Consider the following 12,459-nt stretch of genomic DNA (forward strand, 5'->3'; position numbering starts at 1 on the left):
CGCATCCGATTTCCCATTGAGGAATACCCCACGGGGGTATACGGTTCTTGCTGTCGGCAGGAACCGCCACTCGATATTGGGGGATCGCCATGCAGCACGACACGCACCACGGGCAGCCCAGCCACCACGCGGACCAGGCGAGCCACGCAGACCACACCGGTCACGCGGACCATGCGGGTCACACGGACCACTCCGCCCACCCGGGCCACGCCGCCCACCGCCCCGGCGGGACCGGCTGGGCCATGGCCGCCCGGGCCACGCTGCACTGCCTCACCGGATGCGCCATCGGCGAGATCCTCGGCATGGTGATCGGCACAGCGCTCGGCTGGGACAACATGGAGACGATGGCGCTCGCCATCCTCCTGGCCTTCTTCTTCGGCTACACGCTGACCCTGCGCTCCATCCTGAGGGCCGGCGTCGACTTCCGTACGGCCCTGCGGGTCGCGCTCGCCGCCGACACCCTGTCCATCGCGGTGATGGAGCTGATCGACAACGGCGTGATCGCGCTGTGGCCGGGCGCCATGGACGCCGCCCTCTCCGACGCGCTGTTCTGGGGCGCGCTCGCGCTCTCGCTGGCCGTCGCCTTCGTCGCCACCACACCGGTCAACAAGTGGATGATCGGCCGGGGCAAGGGGCACGCGGTCGTGCACCAGTACCACCACTGAGGAACGGGCCGGACAGGCCCGGGAGCCGTCAGGTCAGAGCTCGGGGCCGTCCCCGGGCTCTTCCTGGTAGGAGTACCGCTGCTCGCTCCACGGGTCACCGATGTTGTGATAGCCGCGCTCCTCCCAGAAGCCGCGGCGGTCGGCCGTCATGTACTCGACGCCCCGGACCCACTTGGGCCCCTTCCAGGCGTAGAGATGCGGCACGACGAGGCGGAGCGGGAAACCGTGCTCGGCGGTGAGCAGTTCCCCACCCTTGTGGGTGGCGAAAAGTGTTCGGTCCGAGGCGAAGTCGGAGAGCCTCAGGTTCGAGCTGAATCCGTACTCGGCCCAGACCATCACATGCGTGACGTTCGGCGCGGGCGGCGCGAGCTCCAGGACCGTACGGGCGAGAACCCCGCCCCATTCGGCGCCGAGCATGCTGAATTTGGTGACGCAGTGCAGGTCGGCGACGACCGAGGTGAACGGCAGCGCCGAGAACTCCTGGTGGTTCCAGCAGTGCTTCTCGCCGTCCGCGGTGGCCCCGAAGACCCGGAACTCCCAGCGGTCGGGCTTGAACTTGGGCACGGGCCCGTAGTGGGTAACCGGCCAACCACGCTGGAGTCGCTGTCCTGGCGGAAGCTCGGACTGCCCTGACGCGCGTTGTTCCCGGCTTTCCGGCTGACCCATGACTCCATGGTGACAGACAGGCAGGGGTGGTCTTGACCAGGGTGGGGGCGATTCGGACAACTCGCAGTAAGCCTGCACTTACTGGACGCCTCTCGGGCGCGATGCGAGGATGCGGCCAACTTGCCCAGTTCACCGGTTGGAAGGAGTCTCTGCGATGCAGGGCGACCCCGAGGTCCTCGAGTTCCTGAACGAGCAGCTGACCGCCGAATTGACCGCCATCAACCAGTACTTCCTGCATGCGAAGATGCAGGACAACTTCGGCTGGACGAAGCTCGCGAAGTACACCCGCTCCGAGTCGTTCGACGAGATGAAGCACGCCGAGATCCTCACGGACCGCATCCTCTTCCTCGACGGACTGCCCAACTACCAGCGGCTGTTCCATGTGCGGGTGGGCCAGACCGTCACCGAGATGTTCCAGGCGGACCGCCAGGTCGAGGTGGAGGCGATCGACCGGCTCAAGCGCGGGATCGAGCTGATGCGCGGCAAGGGCGACATCACGTCCGCGAATATCTTCGAGTCCATCCTGGCGGACGAGGAGCACCACATCGACTACCTCGACACTCAGCTGGAACTGGTCGAGAAGCTCGGCGAGCCGCTCTACATCGCCCAGCTGATCGAGCAGCCGGACAGCTAGAGTCGTTCGCTCGGATCAGGCCGCGTCGGGGAGCGTGATCCCCGGAGCCACGCCCGGGGAGATGCCCGGAGCGATGCCCGGGTCGGCCTTGGATCCGGCATCGGTGGCGGTGTCCTCGGCCGCGCCGGGCGTCCGCTTCCGGTCGAGCAGTTCGCGGCGCGGGCAGGCGCCGCGGCCGAGCATGGCCTGGATCGCCCGGACACAGCCGCCGCAGTCCGTGCCCGCCTTGCAGGCGGAGGCTATCTGCCGGGGTGTGCACGCCCCGGCGTCCGCATGTTCCTTGACCTGCTTCTCCGTGATGCCGAAGCACGAGCAGACGTACACGCGGTTCACCTCCCGGCGGGATCGGTCGTTCACTGCCACCCCGTTTGTCGGTGAGGCCAACCTAACCTTACCCGGCGCCGAAAGGCGTTGAAAGCCTCCGAACGCCCTGTGGGGCACGGATCACATCGATCCGTGCCCCACAGTCGTACGCGTGCTGCCTGCGGTGATGCCTACTGGTCCCGGTACATCTCGGCGACCAGGAACGCCAGGTCGAGCGACTGGCTGCGGTTGAGCCGCGGGTCGCAGGCCGTCTCGTAGCGCTGGTGCAGATCGTCCACGAAGATCTCGTGTCCGCCACCGACGCACTCGGTGACGTCGTCACCGGTGAGCTCGACGTGGATGCCGCCCGGGTGCGTACCGAGGCCCTTGTGCACCTCGAAGAAGCCCTTGACCTCGTCCAGGACGTCGTCGAAGCGACGGGTCTTGTGGCCGGAGGCGGCCTCGAAGGTGTTGCCGTGCATCGGGTCGGTCACCCACGCCACGGTGGCGCCGGACGCGGTGACCTTCTCGACCAGGGCCGGGAGCTTGTCACGGACCTTGTCGGCGCCCATGCGGACGATGAAGGTCAGCCGGCCGGGCTCGCGCTCGGGGTCGAGGCGCTCGATGTAGCCGAGCGCCTCGTCGACCGTGGTGGTCGGGCCGAGCTTGATGCCGATGGGGTTGCGGATCTTCGAGGCGAACTCGATGTGGGCGCCGTCCATCTGGCGGGTGCGCTCACCGATCCAGACCATGTGGCCGGAGGTGTCGTACAGCTCGCCGGTGCGCGAGTCGGTGCGGGTCAGCGCCGACTCGTAGTCCAGCAGCAGGCCCTCGTGCGAGGAGTAGAACTCGACCGCCTTGAACTCGGCCGGGTCCGTGCCGCACGCCTTCATGAAGTTCAGCGCGTTGTCGATCTCGCGGGCGAGCGCCTCGTAGCGCTGGCCGGACGGGGACGACTTCACGAAGTCCTGGTTCCAGGCGTGCACCTGGCGCAGGTCGGCGTAACCGCCGGTGGTGAAGGCGCGGACCAGGTTCAGCGTGGAAGCGGATGCGTGGTACATCTGCTTCAGCCGGTCCGGGTCCGGGACGCGGTCCTTCTCGGTGAAGGCGAAGCCGTTGACGGAGTCGCCGCGGTAGGTCGGCAGGGTCACGCCGTCGCGGGTCTCGGTCGGCTTGGAGCGGGGCTTGGAGTACTGCCCGGCGATCCGGCCCACCTTGACGACGGGCACCGAGGCCGCGTACGTCAGGACGGCGCTCATCTGGAGCAGCGTCTTCAGCTTGGCCCGGATATGGTCGGCCGACACGGCGTCGAAGGCCTCGGCGCAGTCACCGCCCTGCAGCAGGAACGCCTCGCCCTTGGCGACGGCTCCCATGCGGGCGCGCAGCTGGTCGCACTCGCCCGCGAACACGAGGGGCGGATACGACGCGAGGTCCGCGAGTACATCGCGCAGAGCCTCGGCATCGGGGTACTCGGGCTGCTGCGCCGCGGGAAGGTCTTGCCAGGTGTTGCCACCGGCGACGGAGGTATTGGCGTTCACGGTCACAACCCCAACATTACGGGGTCCGGCGGTACGTCCATCCGTAAGCTCAATAGTTGAGACGCGCGCTCGGACGGCATCGGCGTCCGCTAGGGTTCGGGACATGTTCGCGCAGACAAACCAGAACTGGTGGTGGACCGCTCATCCGGCGGCCCACTGACAATCGCGCGCGACAGACCACGCGAAGGCCGCCCGAGGGGCGGCCTTCTCCGCGTTCTGGGGAGCCGTTCCTCCATCCGGAAGGAACACCCCATGCCTCACCGCACCGATGCCGTCATCGGCAGACTCCTGAGTGACGACTGCCCGCCGTTCGCGCTGCTGCGCAGGCGCGCCCCCGGCCGCGACCAGGACACCGTCGAGGTGCTGATCGGCCGGGTACGGGAAGCGGACCGGCTCGCCGATCTCCCCGTCGGTGAGTTGCCCTCGCTCGCCCTGGTGCCGTTCCGGCAGATCGCCGAGCGCGGCTTCGATGTGCGCGACGACGGGACCCCGCTGTCCGTGCTGGTCGCGGACGAGATGTACGAGCTGCCGCTCGCCGAGGTGCTGGACTGCCTGCCGGTGAGGGACGTACGGGTGGAGGGCGGCGCCTTCGACGTCGGGGACGAGGAGTACGCCGGGATCGTCCGGCGGGTCATCGAGGACGAGATCGGGCAGGGCGAAGGGGCGAACTTCGTCATCCGGCGGACCTTCCGGGGTGAGATCCCCGGTTTCGGCCGGGCCGACGCGCTGGCCCTCTTCCGGCGGCTGCTGGCCGGTGAGCGCGGCGCGTACTGGACCTTCGTCGTGCACACGGGTGGCAGCGGGTCCGAAGGGCCCTCCCCGTCGGGGCGGACCCTGGTCGGCGCCAGTCCCGAGGTCCATGTGCGGATGTCCGGCGGGACGGTCGTGATGAACCCGATCAGCGGGACGTACCGCTACCCCGCCGAGGGCCCGACCGCGGAGAGTCTGCTGACCTTCCTCGCCGACCGCAAGGAGACCGAGGAGCTCTCCATGGTCGTCGACGAGGAGCTCAAGATGATGTGCACCGTCGGCGACATGGGCGGGGTGGTGGTCGGCCCGCGGCTCAAGGAGATGGCCCATCTCGCCCACACGGAGTACGAGCTGCGCGGGCGTTCCTCGCTGGATGTGCGGGAGGTGCTGAGGGAGACCATGTTCGCGGCGACGGTCACCGGCTCCCCGGTGCAGAACGCCTGCCGGGTCATCGAGCGGTACGAGCCCGGCGGGCGCGGCTACTACGCGGGGGCCCTGGCGCTGCTGCGGCAGGAGCCGGGCGGGACGCAGACCCTGGACTCGCCGATCCTGATCCGTACCGCCGACATCTCGGCCGACGGCGAGCTGCGGGTGCCGGTCGGGGCGACGCTCGTACGTCACTCCGATCCGGACGGCGAGGTCGCCGAGACCCATGCGAAGGCGGCCGGGGTGCTCACCGCGCTCGGGGTACGGCCCGGCCGGCCGCGGGACGAGGCGGTCCGGCCGCGGCTGTCCGGCGATCCGCGGGTGCAGGCGGCGCTGGAGGCCCGGCGGGACGGGCTCGCGCCGTTCTGGCTGCGGATGCAGGAGCGTACCCACGAGCTGTCCGGCCGGGCGCTGGTGGTCGACGGGGAGGACACCTTCACCGCGATGCTGGCACATCTGCTGCGCTCCTCGGGGCTCGATGTGTCGGTGCACCGCTACGACGAGCCGGGGCTGCGCGAACTGGTGCGGGCGCACGAGGGTCCGGTCGTACTGGGTCCCGGGCCGGGGAATCCGGGCGACACCGCCGATCCGAAGATGCGGCTGCTGCGCGGGCTGGCCGCGGAGCTGGTCCGGGATCACCGGCACGGCCTGCTGGGGGTCTGTCTCGGCCATGAGCTGATCGCGGCGGAGCTGGGTCTGGAGATCGTCCGCAAGACCGTGCCCTACCAGGGCGCGCAGACCCGGATCGAGCTGTTCGGGCGGCCGGAGACGGTCGGCTTCTACAACAGTTTCACCGCGCGCTGCGACGAGGCGGTGGTCACCGAGCTCGCGGCGCACGGGGTCGGGGCGAGCGTGGACGCGGCGACCGGTGAGCTGCACGCGCTGCGCGGACCGGGCTTCGCCTCGGTGCAGTTCCACCCGGAGTCGGTGCTGACACTGCGCGGCGCGGCGATCGTGGCAGAGCTGCTGGCGGGGCTGCCGGTGGCCGGCTGAAGGGGCGGACGGGACCCCGGGGCGATCCGGGGTCTCAGCTCGCCGGGAGCGCCGGGACGAGGACGTTGTCGCTGCGGCGGCGGGCCAGGTAGTCGGCGACGTTCTGCACGGTGGCGTCGATGATCTGCCCCACGGCGTCCTCCGTGTAGTAAGCCTGGTGCGAGGTGACGATGACGTTCGGGAAGGTGACGAGCCGGGCGAGGGTGTCGTCGTCGATGCCCTGGAGCGACTTGTCCAGGAAGAAGAGCCCGGCCTCCGCCTCGTACACATCGAGTCCGACACCCAGGAAGCGGCCCGCGCGCAGTTCGGTGACCAGCGCCGTGGTGTCGATGAGCCCGCCGCGGCTGGAGTTGATCAGGATCGCGTCGTCCTTCATCCGGGCCAGGGCGTCCTCGCCGATGATGTGGTGGGTCGAGGGCAGCAGCGGGACGTGCAGGCTGATCAGGTCGGACTCGGCGAGCAGTCGTTCCTTCTCCACGTACTTCATGCCGAGCGCGACGCAGGCGGGGTTCTCGGCGACGTCCCAGCCGAGCAGTTCCATGCCGAAGCCGTGGGCGATACGGGTGAAGGCCTCGCCGATCTTGCCGGTGCCGATCACGCCCACGGTGCGGCCGCGCATGTCACGGCCGAGGAGTCCGTCGAGCCGGAAGTCGAAGTCGCGGGTGCGGCTCGCGGCCCGGATGATCCGGCGGTTGACGGCCATCGCGAGGGTCCAGGCGAATTCGGCGACCGAGTACGGCGAGTAGTAGGAGACCCGGGCGACCCGCAGGGCGAGGCGCTCGGCGACGTCGAGGTCGATGTTGTTGAAGCCGGTGGAGCGCTGGGCGATCATCTGCGTGCCGCCCGCCGCGAGGGTCTGCAGGACGCTGCTGCCCAGGTCGGCGTTGACGCTGGTGGAGATGATCTCGTAGCCCGCCGCGATGGGGGCGGTGTCCTTGTTCAGGAAGACGTCCAGGCAGCGGACCTCGTGCTGTCCGGCGAAGGCCTTCTCGATCAGCGGCTTCTCGTCGGACTGGACACCGAAGGCCAGGATTTCCACGACTTCTCCTTTTCATCGTGCGGATCAGCAGATCAGGGGCATGGGCCGGTCATCGCGAATATACGGCCCATGTCCCTGCCGCGCCGCTCGGCCGAACGGGGTGTCCGGCGGTCGGCGCCGTGCTGCTCAGGCGTCGTCGAGACCGCGCTCGATCGCGTACCGCACGAGCTCCACCCGGTTGTGCAGCTGGAGCTTGCCCAGGGTGTTCTGCACATGGTTCTGCACGGTGCGGTGCGAGATGACCAGCCGCTCGGCGATCTGCTTGTACGAGAGCCCCTTGGCGACCAGCCGCAGCACCTCGGTCTCGCGCTCGGTGAGCTGCGGGGCCTTGGGTTCGTCGGAGGCGACGGGCGTGGGGTCGGAGGCGAGCCTGCGGTATTCGCCGAGGACCAGTCCGGCCAGGCCCGGTGTGAAGACGGGGTCGCCGACGGCGGTGGACCGCACGGCCTCGGTCAGCTCCTGGGTGCTGGCCGACTTGAGCAGATAGCCGGTGGCGCCGGACTTGACCGCTTCCAGTACGTCGGCGTGCTCACCGCTCGCGGAGAGCACCAGCACCCGCAGCCCCGGGTGGGAGCCGACGAGCTCCTTGCAGACCTGGACACCCGGCATACCGGGCAGATTGAGGTCGAGCACCAGGACGTCGGGGGTGGCGGCCTTCGCCCTGCGGACGGCCTGCGGTCCGTCACCCGCGGTCGCCACCACGTCGAAGCCCGACTCGGAAAGGTCGCGGGCGACGGCGTCGCGCCACATCGGATGGTCGTCCACCACCATCACCCTGATGGCCCGCTCCTCGGCACCCTGGGTGTTCTCCGTGCTCATCTCGCTGATCCTGCCTTCCCCCGTGAAACCTTCGGAACCTTCAACTCGACCTCGGTGCCCTGGCCGGGCACCGAGATCAACTCGGCCGTGCCGCCCAGGTCACGCAGCCTCCCCCGGATCGACAGGGCCACCCCCATCCGCCCCTCGCCCTCGGCCTGGGCGAGCCGCCCCTCCGGGATTCCGGGGCCGTCGTCCCGGACCGTCACGATCACCTCGTCCGGCCAGTCCTCGACGAGGATCCAGGCCTGGGCCTTCTCCCCCGCATGGACCCTGACATTGTCCAGGGCGGCACTGACAGCGGCGGCCAGCTCCATCGCGGCCGCCGGGGCGAGCAGCACCGGAGCACCCGGCTCCGCGAAGCTGACCCGGGAGCCGGCGTGCGGGGCGAGCAGGGAGCGCAGATCGCAGTCGGCCCGGTCCGAGGGTTCGTCGTCGACCTCGACGCTGCGGACCACGGCGCCCTCGGCGGCGTCCTCGGAGACCCGGGTGGTGGGCACAAGACCGCTGGAGACCAGGGTGCGCAGGGCGACCTCCTGCTCCCCGGCCATCCGGCCCAGCTCGGCCGCCTCCCCGCCGAGCGCGGTGCCGCGGCGCTGCACCATCGCGAGGACCTGGAGCACGCTGTCGTGGATGTCCCGGGCCAGCCGTTCCCGCTCGCGGGTGGCGGCCTCGATCTCCAGGGCGCGGGCGAGGGTGCGCTCACTGGCCCTGGCGACCTCGACGACGTACCCGATCGCGATGGAGGCGACCCAGACCAGCAGCACGTTGTGGAAGGTGTCCCGGCTGGGATGGCCGCGTTCGATGATGTTGGCGACGGCGACGAAGGTGGAGGCGAAGGCCGCCCAGCGCCAGCCGCCCTTGATCGCGAAGGCCAGCACGGAACCCGCGGTCCAGATGGACGGCAGCGTCGGGCCGTCGACCTGCTGGGCCTCGAAGTCGGCGAGCGGGGTGAGGAGTATGCCGATGAGCGCGACGGTCAGATCGGCGCCGAGGAAACGCTTGGTGCAGGCGGCGGCGCCCGCGACCTTCGGAAGGGTGGCGAACGTCCAGACCACCATCACCGCCAGGAAGGCGACGGCCACCCACGGCCGGTCGTACTTGTCCCGGCCGAAGACGGAGAGCAGCACCGCGTACAGCATCGTCAGAATGCGGTACGCGGTCAGCGCACGCCACAACGGCTGCTCGACCGACATCCGTACGACCCGCTCGCGCCTGGCCACTTCCCCACCCCCCGGACGGAACCGGCGCACTCACGCGCCGTACCGTTCCTTCAGCCTTGCGTTCCGGACTCGGTGCCCTTGTGCTTCCCCGCCTCGGCGCGGCGCTTCGCCTCGTCCGCGATCTGCCGCTTGGCCGCCGTCGCGTAGATGTCGACGTACTCCTGGCCGGAGAGCTTCATGATCTCGTACATCACCTCGTCGGTGACCGAGCGCAGGATGAAGCGGTCGCCGTCCATGCCGTGGTAGCGGCTGAAGTCGAGCGGCTTGCCGATCCTGATCCCCGGGCGCATCAGCTTGGGCATCACCTGGCCGGGCGGCTGGATCTTCTCCGTGTCGATCATCGCGACGGGGATGACGGGCGCCCCGGTGGCCAGCGCCACCCTGGCGAGTCCGCCGGGCTTGCCGCGGTAGAGACGGCCGTCGGGCGAGCGGGTGCCCTCCGGGTAGATGCCGAAGAGGCCGCCGCTCTCGATGACCTCTATGCCCGCCTTGATGGCCGCCTCGCCGGCGCCGCGGGCGCCCGAGCGGTCCACCGGGAGCTGGCCGACACCCTTGAAGAAGGCCGCGGTCAGCTTGCCCTTCACGCCGGGCGCGGTGAAGTACTCGGACTTGGCGATGAAGGTGACCTTGCGGTCCAGGACGGCCGGCAGGAAGAAGGAGTCGGAGAACGACAGGTGGTTGCTCGCGAGGATCGCCGGTCCCTGCGCGGGAATGTTCTCCAGGCCCTCCACCCATGGCCGGAAGGCGAGCTTCAGTGAGCCGCCGATGGAGAACTTCATTGCGCCGTAGATCAACTCGGGTGCCTCCTGTGTGCTGTCCGACAGACCTTAACCCGTGGGCCGCCCGCGCTCCCGCCCGGCACGGAGCCGATGCCGCGGCCGGAGCCGTGACGGCCCTGGTCGGTGTCAGTCCGGTCGCGTACGGTGAAGTAATCCTTCTGCACTCCCCTTTCGCTCCCCCTTCGAGCCTCACGAACAGGAGACCCCGGTGCCGGTCCTTCCTGGAGCCGAGCCGTTCCGCCACGAGGGCGGAGAGGTCGGCGTCCTTCTCTGTCACGGATTTACCGGTTCCCCGCAGTCGCTGCGCCCCTGGGCCGACCATCTGGCGGAGCGCGGGCTCACCGTCTCGCTGCCCCTGCTGCCGGGGCACGGCACCCGCTGGGAGGACATGCAGCTCACCGGCTGGCAGGACTGGTACGCGGAGGTGGACCGGGAGCTGCGCGCCCTGCTGGAGCGGTGCAGCCAGGTCTTCGTCTTCGGACTGTCCATGGGTGGCGCGCTGACGCTGCGGCTGGCGGCGAAGCACGGGGACGCGATCAGCGGTCTGGTGCTGGTCAATCCGGCGAACAAGGTGCACGGCCTGTCGGCGTACGCGCTGCCGGTCGCCCGCCATCTGGTGCGGACGACGAAGGGGCTGGCGAGCGATATCGCCCTGCCGGGCTCCGACGAGGTGGGGTACGACCGGGTGCCGCTGCACGCGGCGCATTCGCTGCGGAAGTTCTTCCGCCTGGTAGACGCCGAACTGCCCCAGGTCACCCAGCCGATCGTGCTGCTGCACAGCCCGCAGGACCATGTGGTGCCGCCCGCCGACTCGGCCCGCATCCTCAGCCGGGTGTCGTCGACGGACGTCCAGGAGATCCTGCTGGAACAGAGCTACCACGTGGCGACGTTGGACCACGATGCGGAGCGGATCTTCGACGAGAGCTACCGGTTCATCGGCCGCCTCGCCCCGAGCGTCGGAAAGAAGGGGAGCACGTCAGGTGGCTGAGCACGACGCGGAGCGCGCGGGCAGCGAGGAGGAGCGCGAGCCCCTTCCCGCGGAGGGAGCGGCCGTCCCCGACGACGGCACGGGCCCGCAGGACGCCGCTGCCCAGAAGGCGTCGCCGGGCGCCGACGGCAGCCGGTCCGAGCCGTCGGCGGACGATGATGCCGTGTGGAAGGCGATCGTCGCGGGGTACGGCGAGGAGCCGCCGGACCCGCCGGGCGCCAAGCCGTTCAGGTCGATCGAGGATCTCGCGCTGCTGGAGGACGACGAGCCCGGCGTCCTGGATCCGGACAAGGGGATCGGGACGAAGTCCGCGAAGCCGCCGGAGAAGCCGCTCGGCAGCTCGGTCGTGTTCGCCCCCGGCGTCGCGGGTCCGCGTGACTACGAGGTCGCGGAGCCGAAGGACGACGACCTCGACGACAGCGACGAGGGGCATTTCGTCCCGCCGGAGCCGCCGCCGCTGCCGGAGGCCGATGTCACGGCGAAGTTCGCCTGGCTCGCGGTCGTCGGCGGTCCGGTGCTGATGCTGATCGCGGTGCTGCTGCGGTGGGACATGACCTGGTGGCTCACGACGGTCTGCGTCGGCGGATTCCTGGGCGGTTTCGTCACGCTGGTGGCGCGGATGAACGATGACGACGAGGACGGCGACGACCCCGGGCGCGGGGCGGTCGTCTGATACCGGGCGCCGCGGCGGTCTGAGACCGGGCGCCGCGGCGGGCGGGCCGGTCCGGCTCAGGGCTTGATCGCGGGTACCCGTAGCGCCGCCAGCACCGGCAGGTGGTCGGTGGCCGCCCGCAGGTCCGCGTCGGTGACACCGGGCAGCCCGGCGGGGACACCGCAGCCGAGCACCTCGATCCCTTCCGTCGCGAAGACCGCGTCGATGCGCCGTCGCGGGTGGTCCGGCGCGTAGGTGTTCTCCTCGCCCCACGGCCGGACCGCCCAGCAGTCCTGGAGCCGCCCGGCCAGCCGCCGGAACGCGCTCCCGGTCGGTACGTCGTTGAGGTCACCGGCCGCGATGGCGTGCTCGACGCCCATCGAATCCAGCCGGTCCAGCAACATCTCCGTCTGGGCCAGGCGTTCGTCCCGCTGGAGGCTCAGATGGAAGCTGAGCAGACCGATCCGGGTGCCCGCGATCCGTACCACCGACGTGGCGAAGCCCCTGCGGTGCAGCCCGGGGGTGAGCGGCAGCAGTACGTCCTCGGTGCGCTCCACGGTGGCCCGCAGCGAGCAGAGCAGCAGCGGACCGGCCGCCGTGGCGCCGCCGCTGAGGACGACCAGGTCGGTGCGGGCCGCGAGCCAGGCCGCGCGCTTGCGCCAGCGGAAGAAGCGCGGGGCTTCCTGGATGAGAACGAGGTCGGGGGCGCAGGCGGTGATGACGCGGGCCAGTGCCTCGCAGTCGTCGCGCATCGACCGGATGTTGTAGCTGAGCACTCTGATGACGGCCGAACCATCCGGCTCGGTACGGGAGTCGGGCAGTGGCGTCAGGACCATGCGTCTCACGATACGACGGACGCCCGCCGCTCCCACAGGGGCGCGACGGGCGTCCGGCTCCGTCCGGTCCCGGCCGGCCAGGGCCTGTCCGGTGTATCGGGGTCGGTCAGGGCGCGGCGTCTGGTGCGGTGCATCGCAAGGCGCCGGAGCG

General features: G+C 70.2%; 14 protein-coding genes. 6 read left to right on the forward strand and 8 right to left on the reverse strand.

The features are described 5' to 3' along the window. Positions 1–89: 89 nt before the first annotated feature. On the forward strand, positions 90–665 hold the full coding sequence (locus ABZY11_RS08275) for a DUF4396 domain-containing protein (protein ID WP_356478363.1): 576 nt from the start codon (positions 90–92) through the stop codon (positions 663–665). A 33-nt stretch (positions 666–698) separates the two neighbouring features. Here ABZY11_RS08275 and ABZY11_RS08280 read toward each other — a convergent pair whose 3' ends face one another. Beyond that, on the reverse strand, positions 699–1,331 hold the full coding sequence (locus tag ABZY11_RS08280) for a sulfite oxidase-like oxidoreductase (RefSeq protein WP_356478364.1): 633 nt from the start codon (positions 1,329–1,331) through the stop codon (positions 699–701). 154 nt (positions 1,332–1,485) lie between these two features. Here ABZY11_RS08280 and bfr point away from each other — a divergent pair, with 154 nt between their 5' ends. Then, entirely contained in the window at positions 1,486–1,965 is a 480-nt protein-coding gene (gene bfr / locus ABZY11_RS08285) for a bacterioferritin (protein WP_124718145.1), read from the forward strand. A 15-nt stretch (positions 1,966–1,980) separates the two neighbouring features. Here the strand turns inward: bfr and ABZY11_RS08290 are convergent, their stop codons facing one another. Then, complete coding sequence (locus tag ABZY11_RS08290; protein ID WP_356478409.1) at positions 1,981–2,289, reverse strand: (2Fe-2S)-binding protein; 309 nt, start codon at positions 2,287–2,289, stop codon at positions 1,981–1,983. Positions 2,290–2,459: 170 nt separating this feature from the next. Next, on the reverse strand, positions 2,460–3,806 hold the full coding sequence (locus ABZY11_RS08295; protein WP_356478365.1) for a class II 3-deoxy-7-phosphoheptulonate synthase: 1,347 nt from the start codon (positions 3,804–3,806) through the stop codon (positions 2,460–2,462). A gap of 103 nt (positions 3,807–3,909) precedes the next feature. Between ABZY11_RS08295 and ABZY11_RS08300 the strand changes: the two genes are divergently transcribed. Both ABZY11_RS08300 and ABZY11_RS08305 read left to right on the forward strand, forming a co-directional pair. Next, positions 3,910–3,966, forward strand: a complete 57-nt coding sequence (locus ABZY11_RS08300; protein WP_107408160.1) for a trp operon leader peptide — start codon at positions 3,910–3,912, stop codon at positions 3,964–3,966. A 92-nt stretch (positions 3,967–4,058) separates the two neighbouring features. Then, complete coding sequence (locus ABZY11_RS08305; protein ID WP_356478366.1) at positions 4,059–5,975, forward strand: anthranilate synthase family protein; 1,917 nt, start codon at positions 4,059–4,061, stop codon at positions 5,973–5,975. 34 nt (positions 5,976–6,009) lie between these two features. Here the strand turns inward: ABZY11_RS08305 and ABZY11_RS08310 are convergent, their stop codons facing one another. The 4 genes from ABZY11_RS08310 to ABZY11_RS08325 all read right to left on the reverse strand — a co-directional run bounded on the left by ABZY11_RS08310 (position 6,010) and on the right by ABZY11_RS08325 (position 9,847). After that, positions 6,010–7,014, reverse strand: a complete 1,005-nt coding sequence (locus ABZY11_RS08310) for a 2-hydroxyacid dehydrogenase (RefSeq protein WP_356478367.1) — start codon at positions 7,012–7,014, stop codon at positions 6,010–6,012. A 126-nt stretch (positions 7,015–7,140) separates the two neighbouring features. Beyond that, positions 7,141–7,833 (reverse strand): response regulator transcription factor, encoded by a 693-nt coding sequence (locus ABZY11_RS08315; protein WP_356478368.1) that lies wholly within the window; start codon positions 7,831–7,833, stop codon positions 7,141–7,143. Further along, complete coding sequence (locus ABZY11_RS08320) at positions 7,830–9,053, reverse strand: DUF5931 domain-containing protein (RefSeq protein WP_356478369.1); 1,224 nt, start codon at positions 9,051–9,053, stop codon at positions 7,830–7,832. The genes ABZY11_RS08315 and ABZY11_RS08320 overlap by 4 nt, the downstream gene beginning before the upstream one ends. 50 nt (positions 9,054–9,103) lie before the next feature. Continuing rightward, positions 9,104–9,847 carry a lysophospholipid acyltransferase family protein gene (locus ABZY11_RS08325; RefSeq protein ID WP_356478370.1) on the reverse strand — a complete coding sequence of 248 codons (744 nt, stop codon included), beginning with the start codon at positions 9,845–9,847 and terminating at the stop codon, positions 9,104–9,106. Positions 9,848–10,040: 193 nt separating this feature from the next. Between ABZY11_RS08325 and ABZY11_RS08330 the strand changes: the two genes are divergently transcribed. Both ABZY11_RS08330 and ABZY11_RS08335 read left to right on the forward strand, forming a co-directional pair. Continuing rightward, a complete protein-coding gene (locus ABZY11_RS08330; protein ID WP_356478371.1) occupies positions 10,041–10,820 on the forward strand; it encodes an alpha/beta fold hydrolase in 780 nt (259 codons plus the stop codon). Next, positions 10,813–11,493 carry a hypothetical protein gene (locus ABZY11_RS08335; RefSeq protein ID WP_356478372.1) on the forward strand — a complete coding sequence of 227 codons (681 nt, stop codon included), beginning with the start codon at positions 10,813–10,815 and terminating at the stop codon, positions 11,491–11,493. The genes ABZY11_RS08330 and ABZY11_RS08335 overlap by 8 nt, the downstream gene beginning before the upstream one ends. Before the next feature lie 56 nt (positions 11,494–11,549). On the opposite strand, the gene ABZY11_RS08340 is transcribed toward ABZY11_RS08335, so the two are convergent. Then, entirely contained in the window at positions 11,550–12,308 is a 759-nt protein-coding gene (locus tag ABZY11_RS08340) for an endonuclease/exonuclease/phosphatase family protein (protein ID WP_356478373.1), read from the reverse strand. Positions 12,309–12,459: the final 151 nt, after the last annotated feature.

Origin of the sequence: Streptomyces sp. NPDC006510 (assembly GCF_040611955.1) — a bacterium.
In the GTDB taxonomy this organism is placed as follows: domain Bacteria; phylum Actinomycetota; class Actinomycetes; order Streptomycetales; family Streptomycetaceae; genus Streptomyces.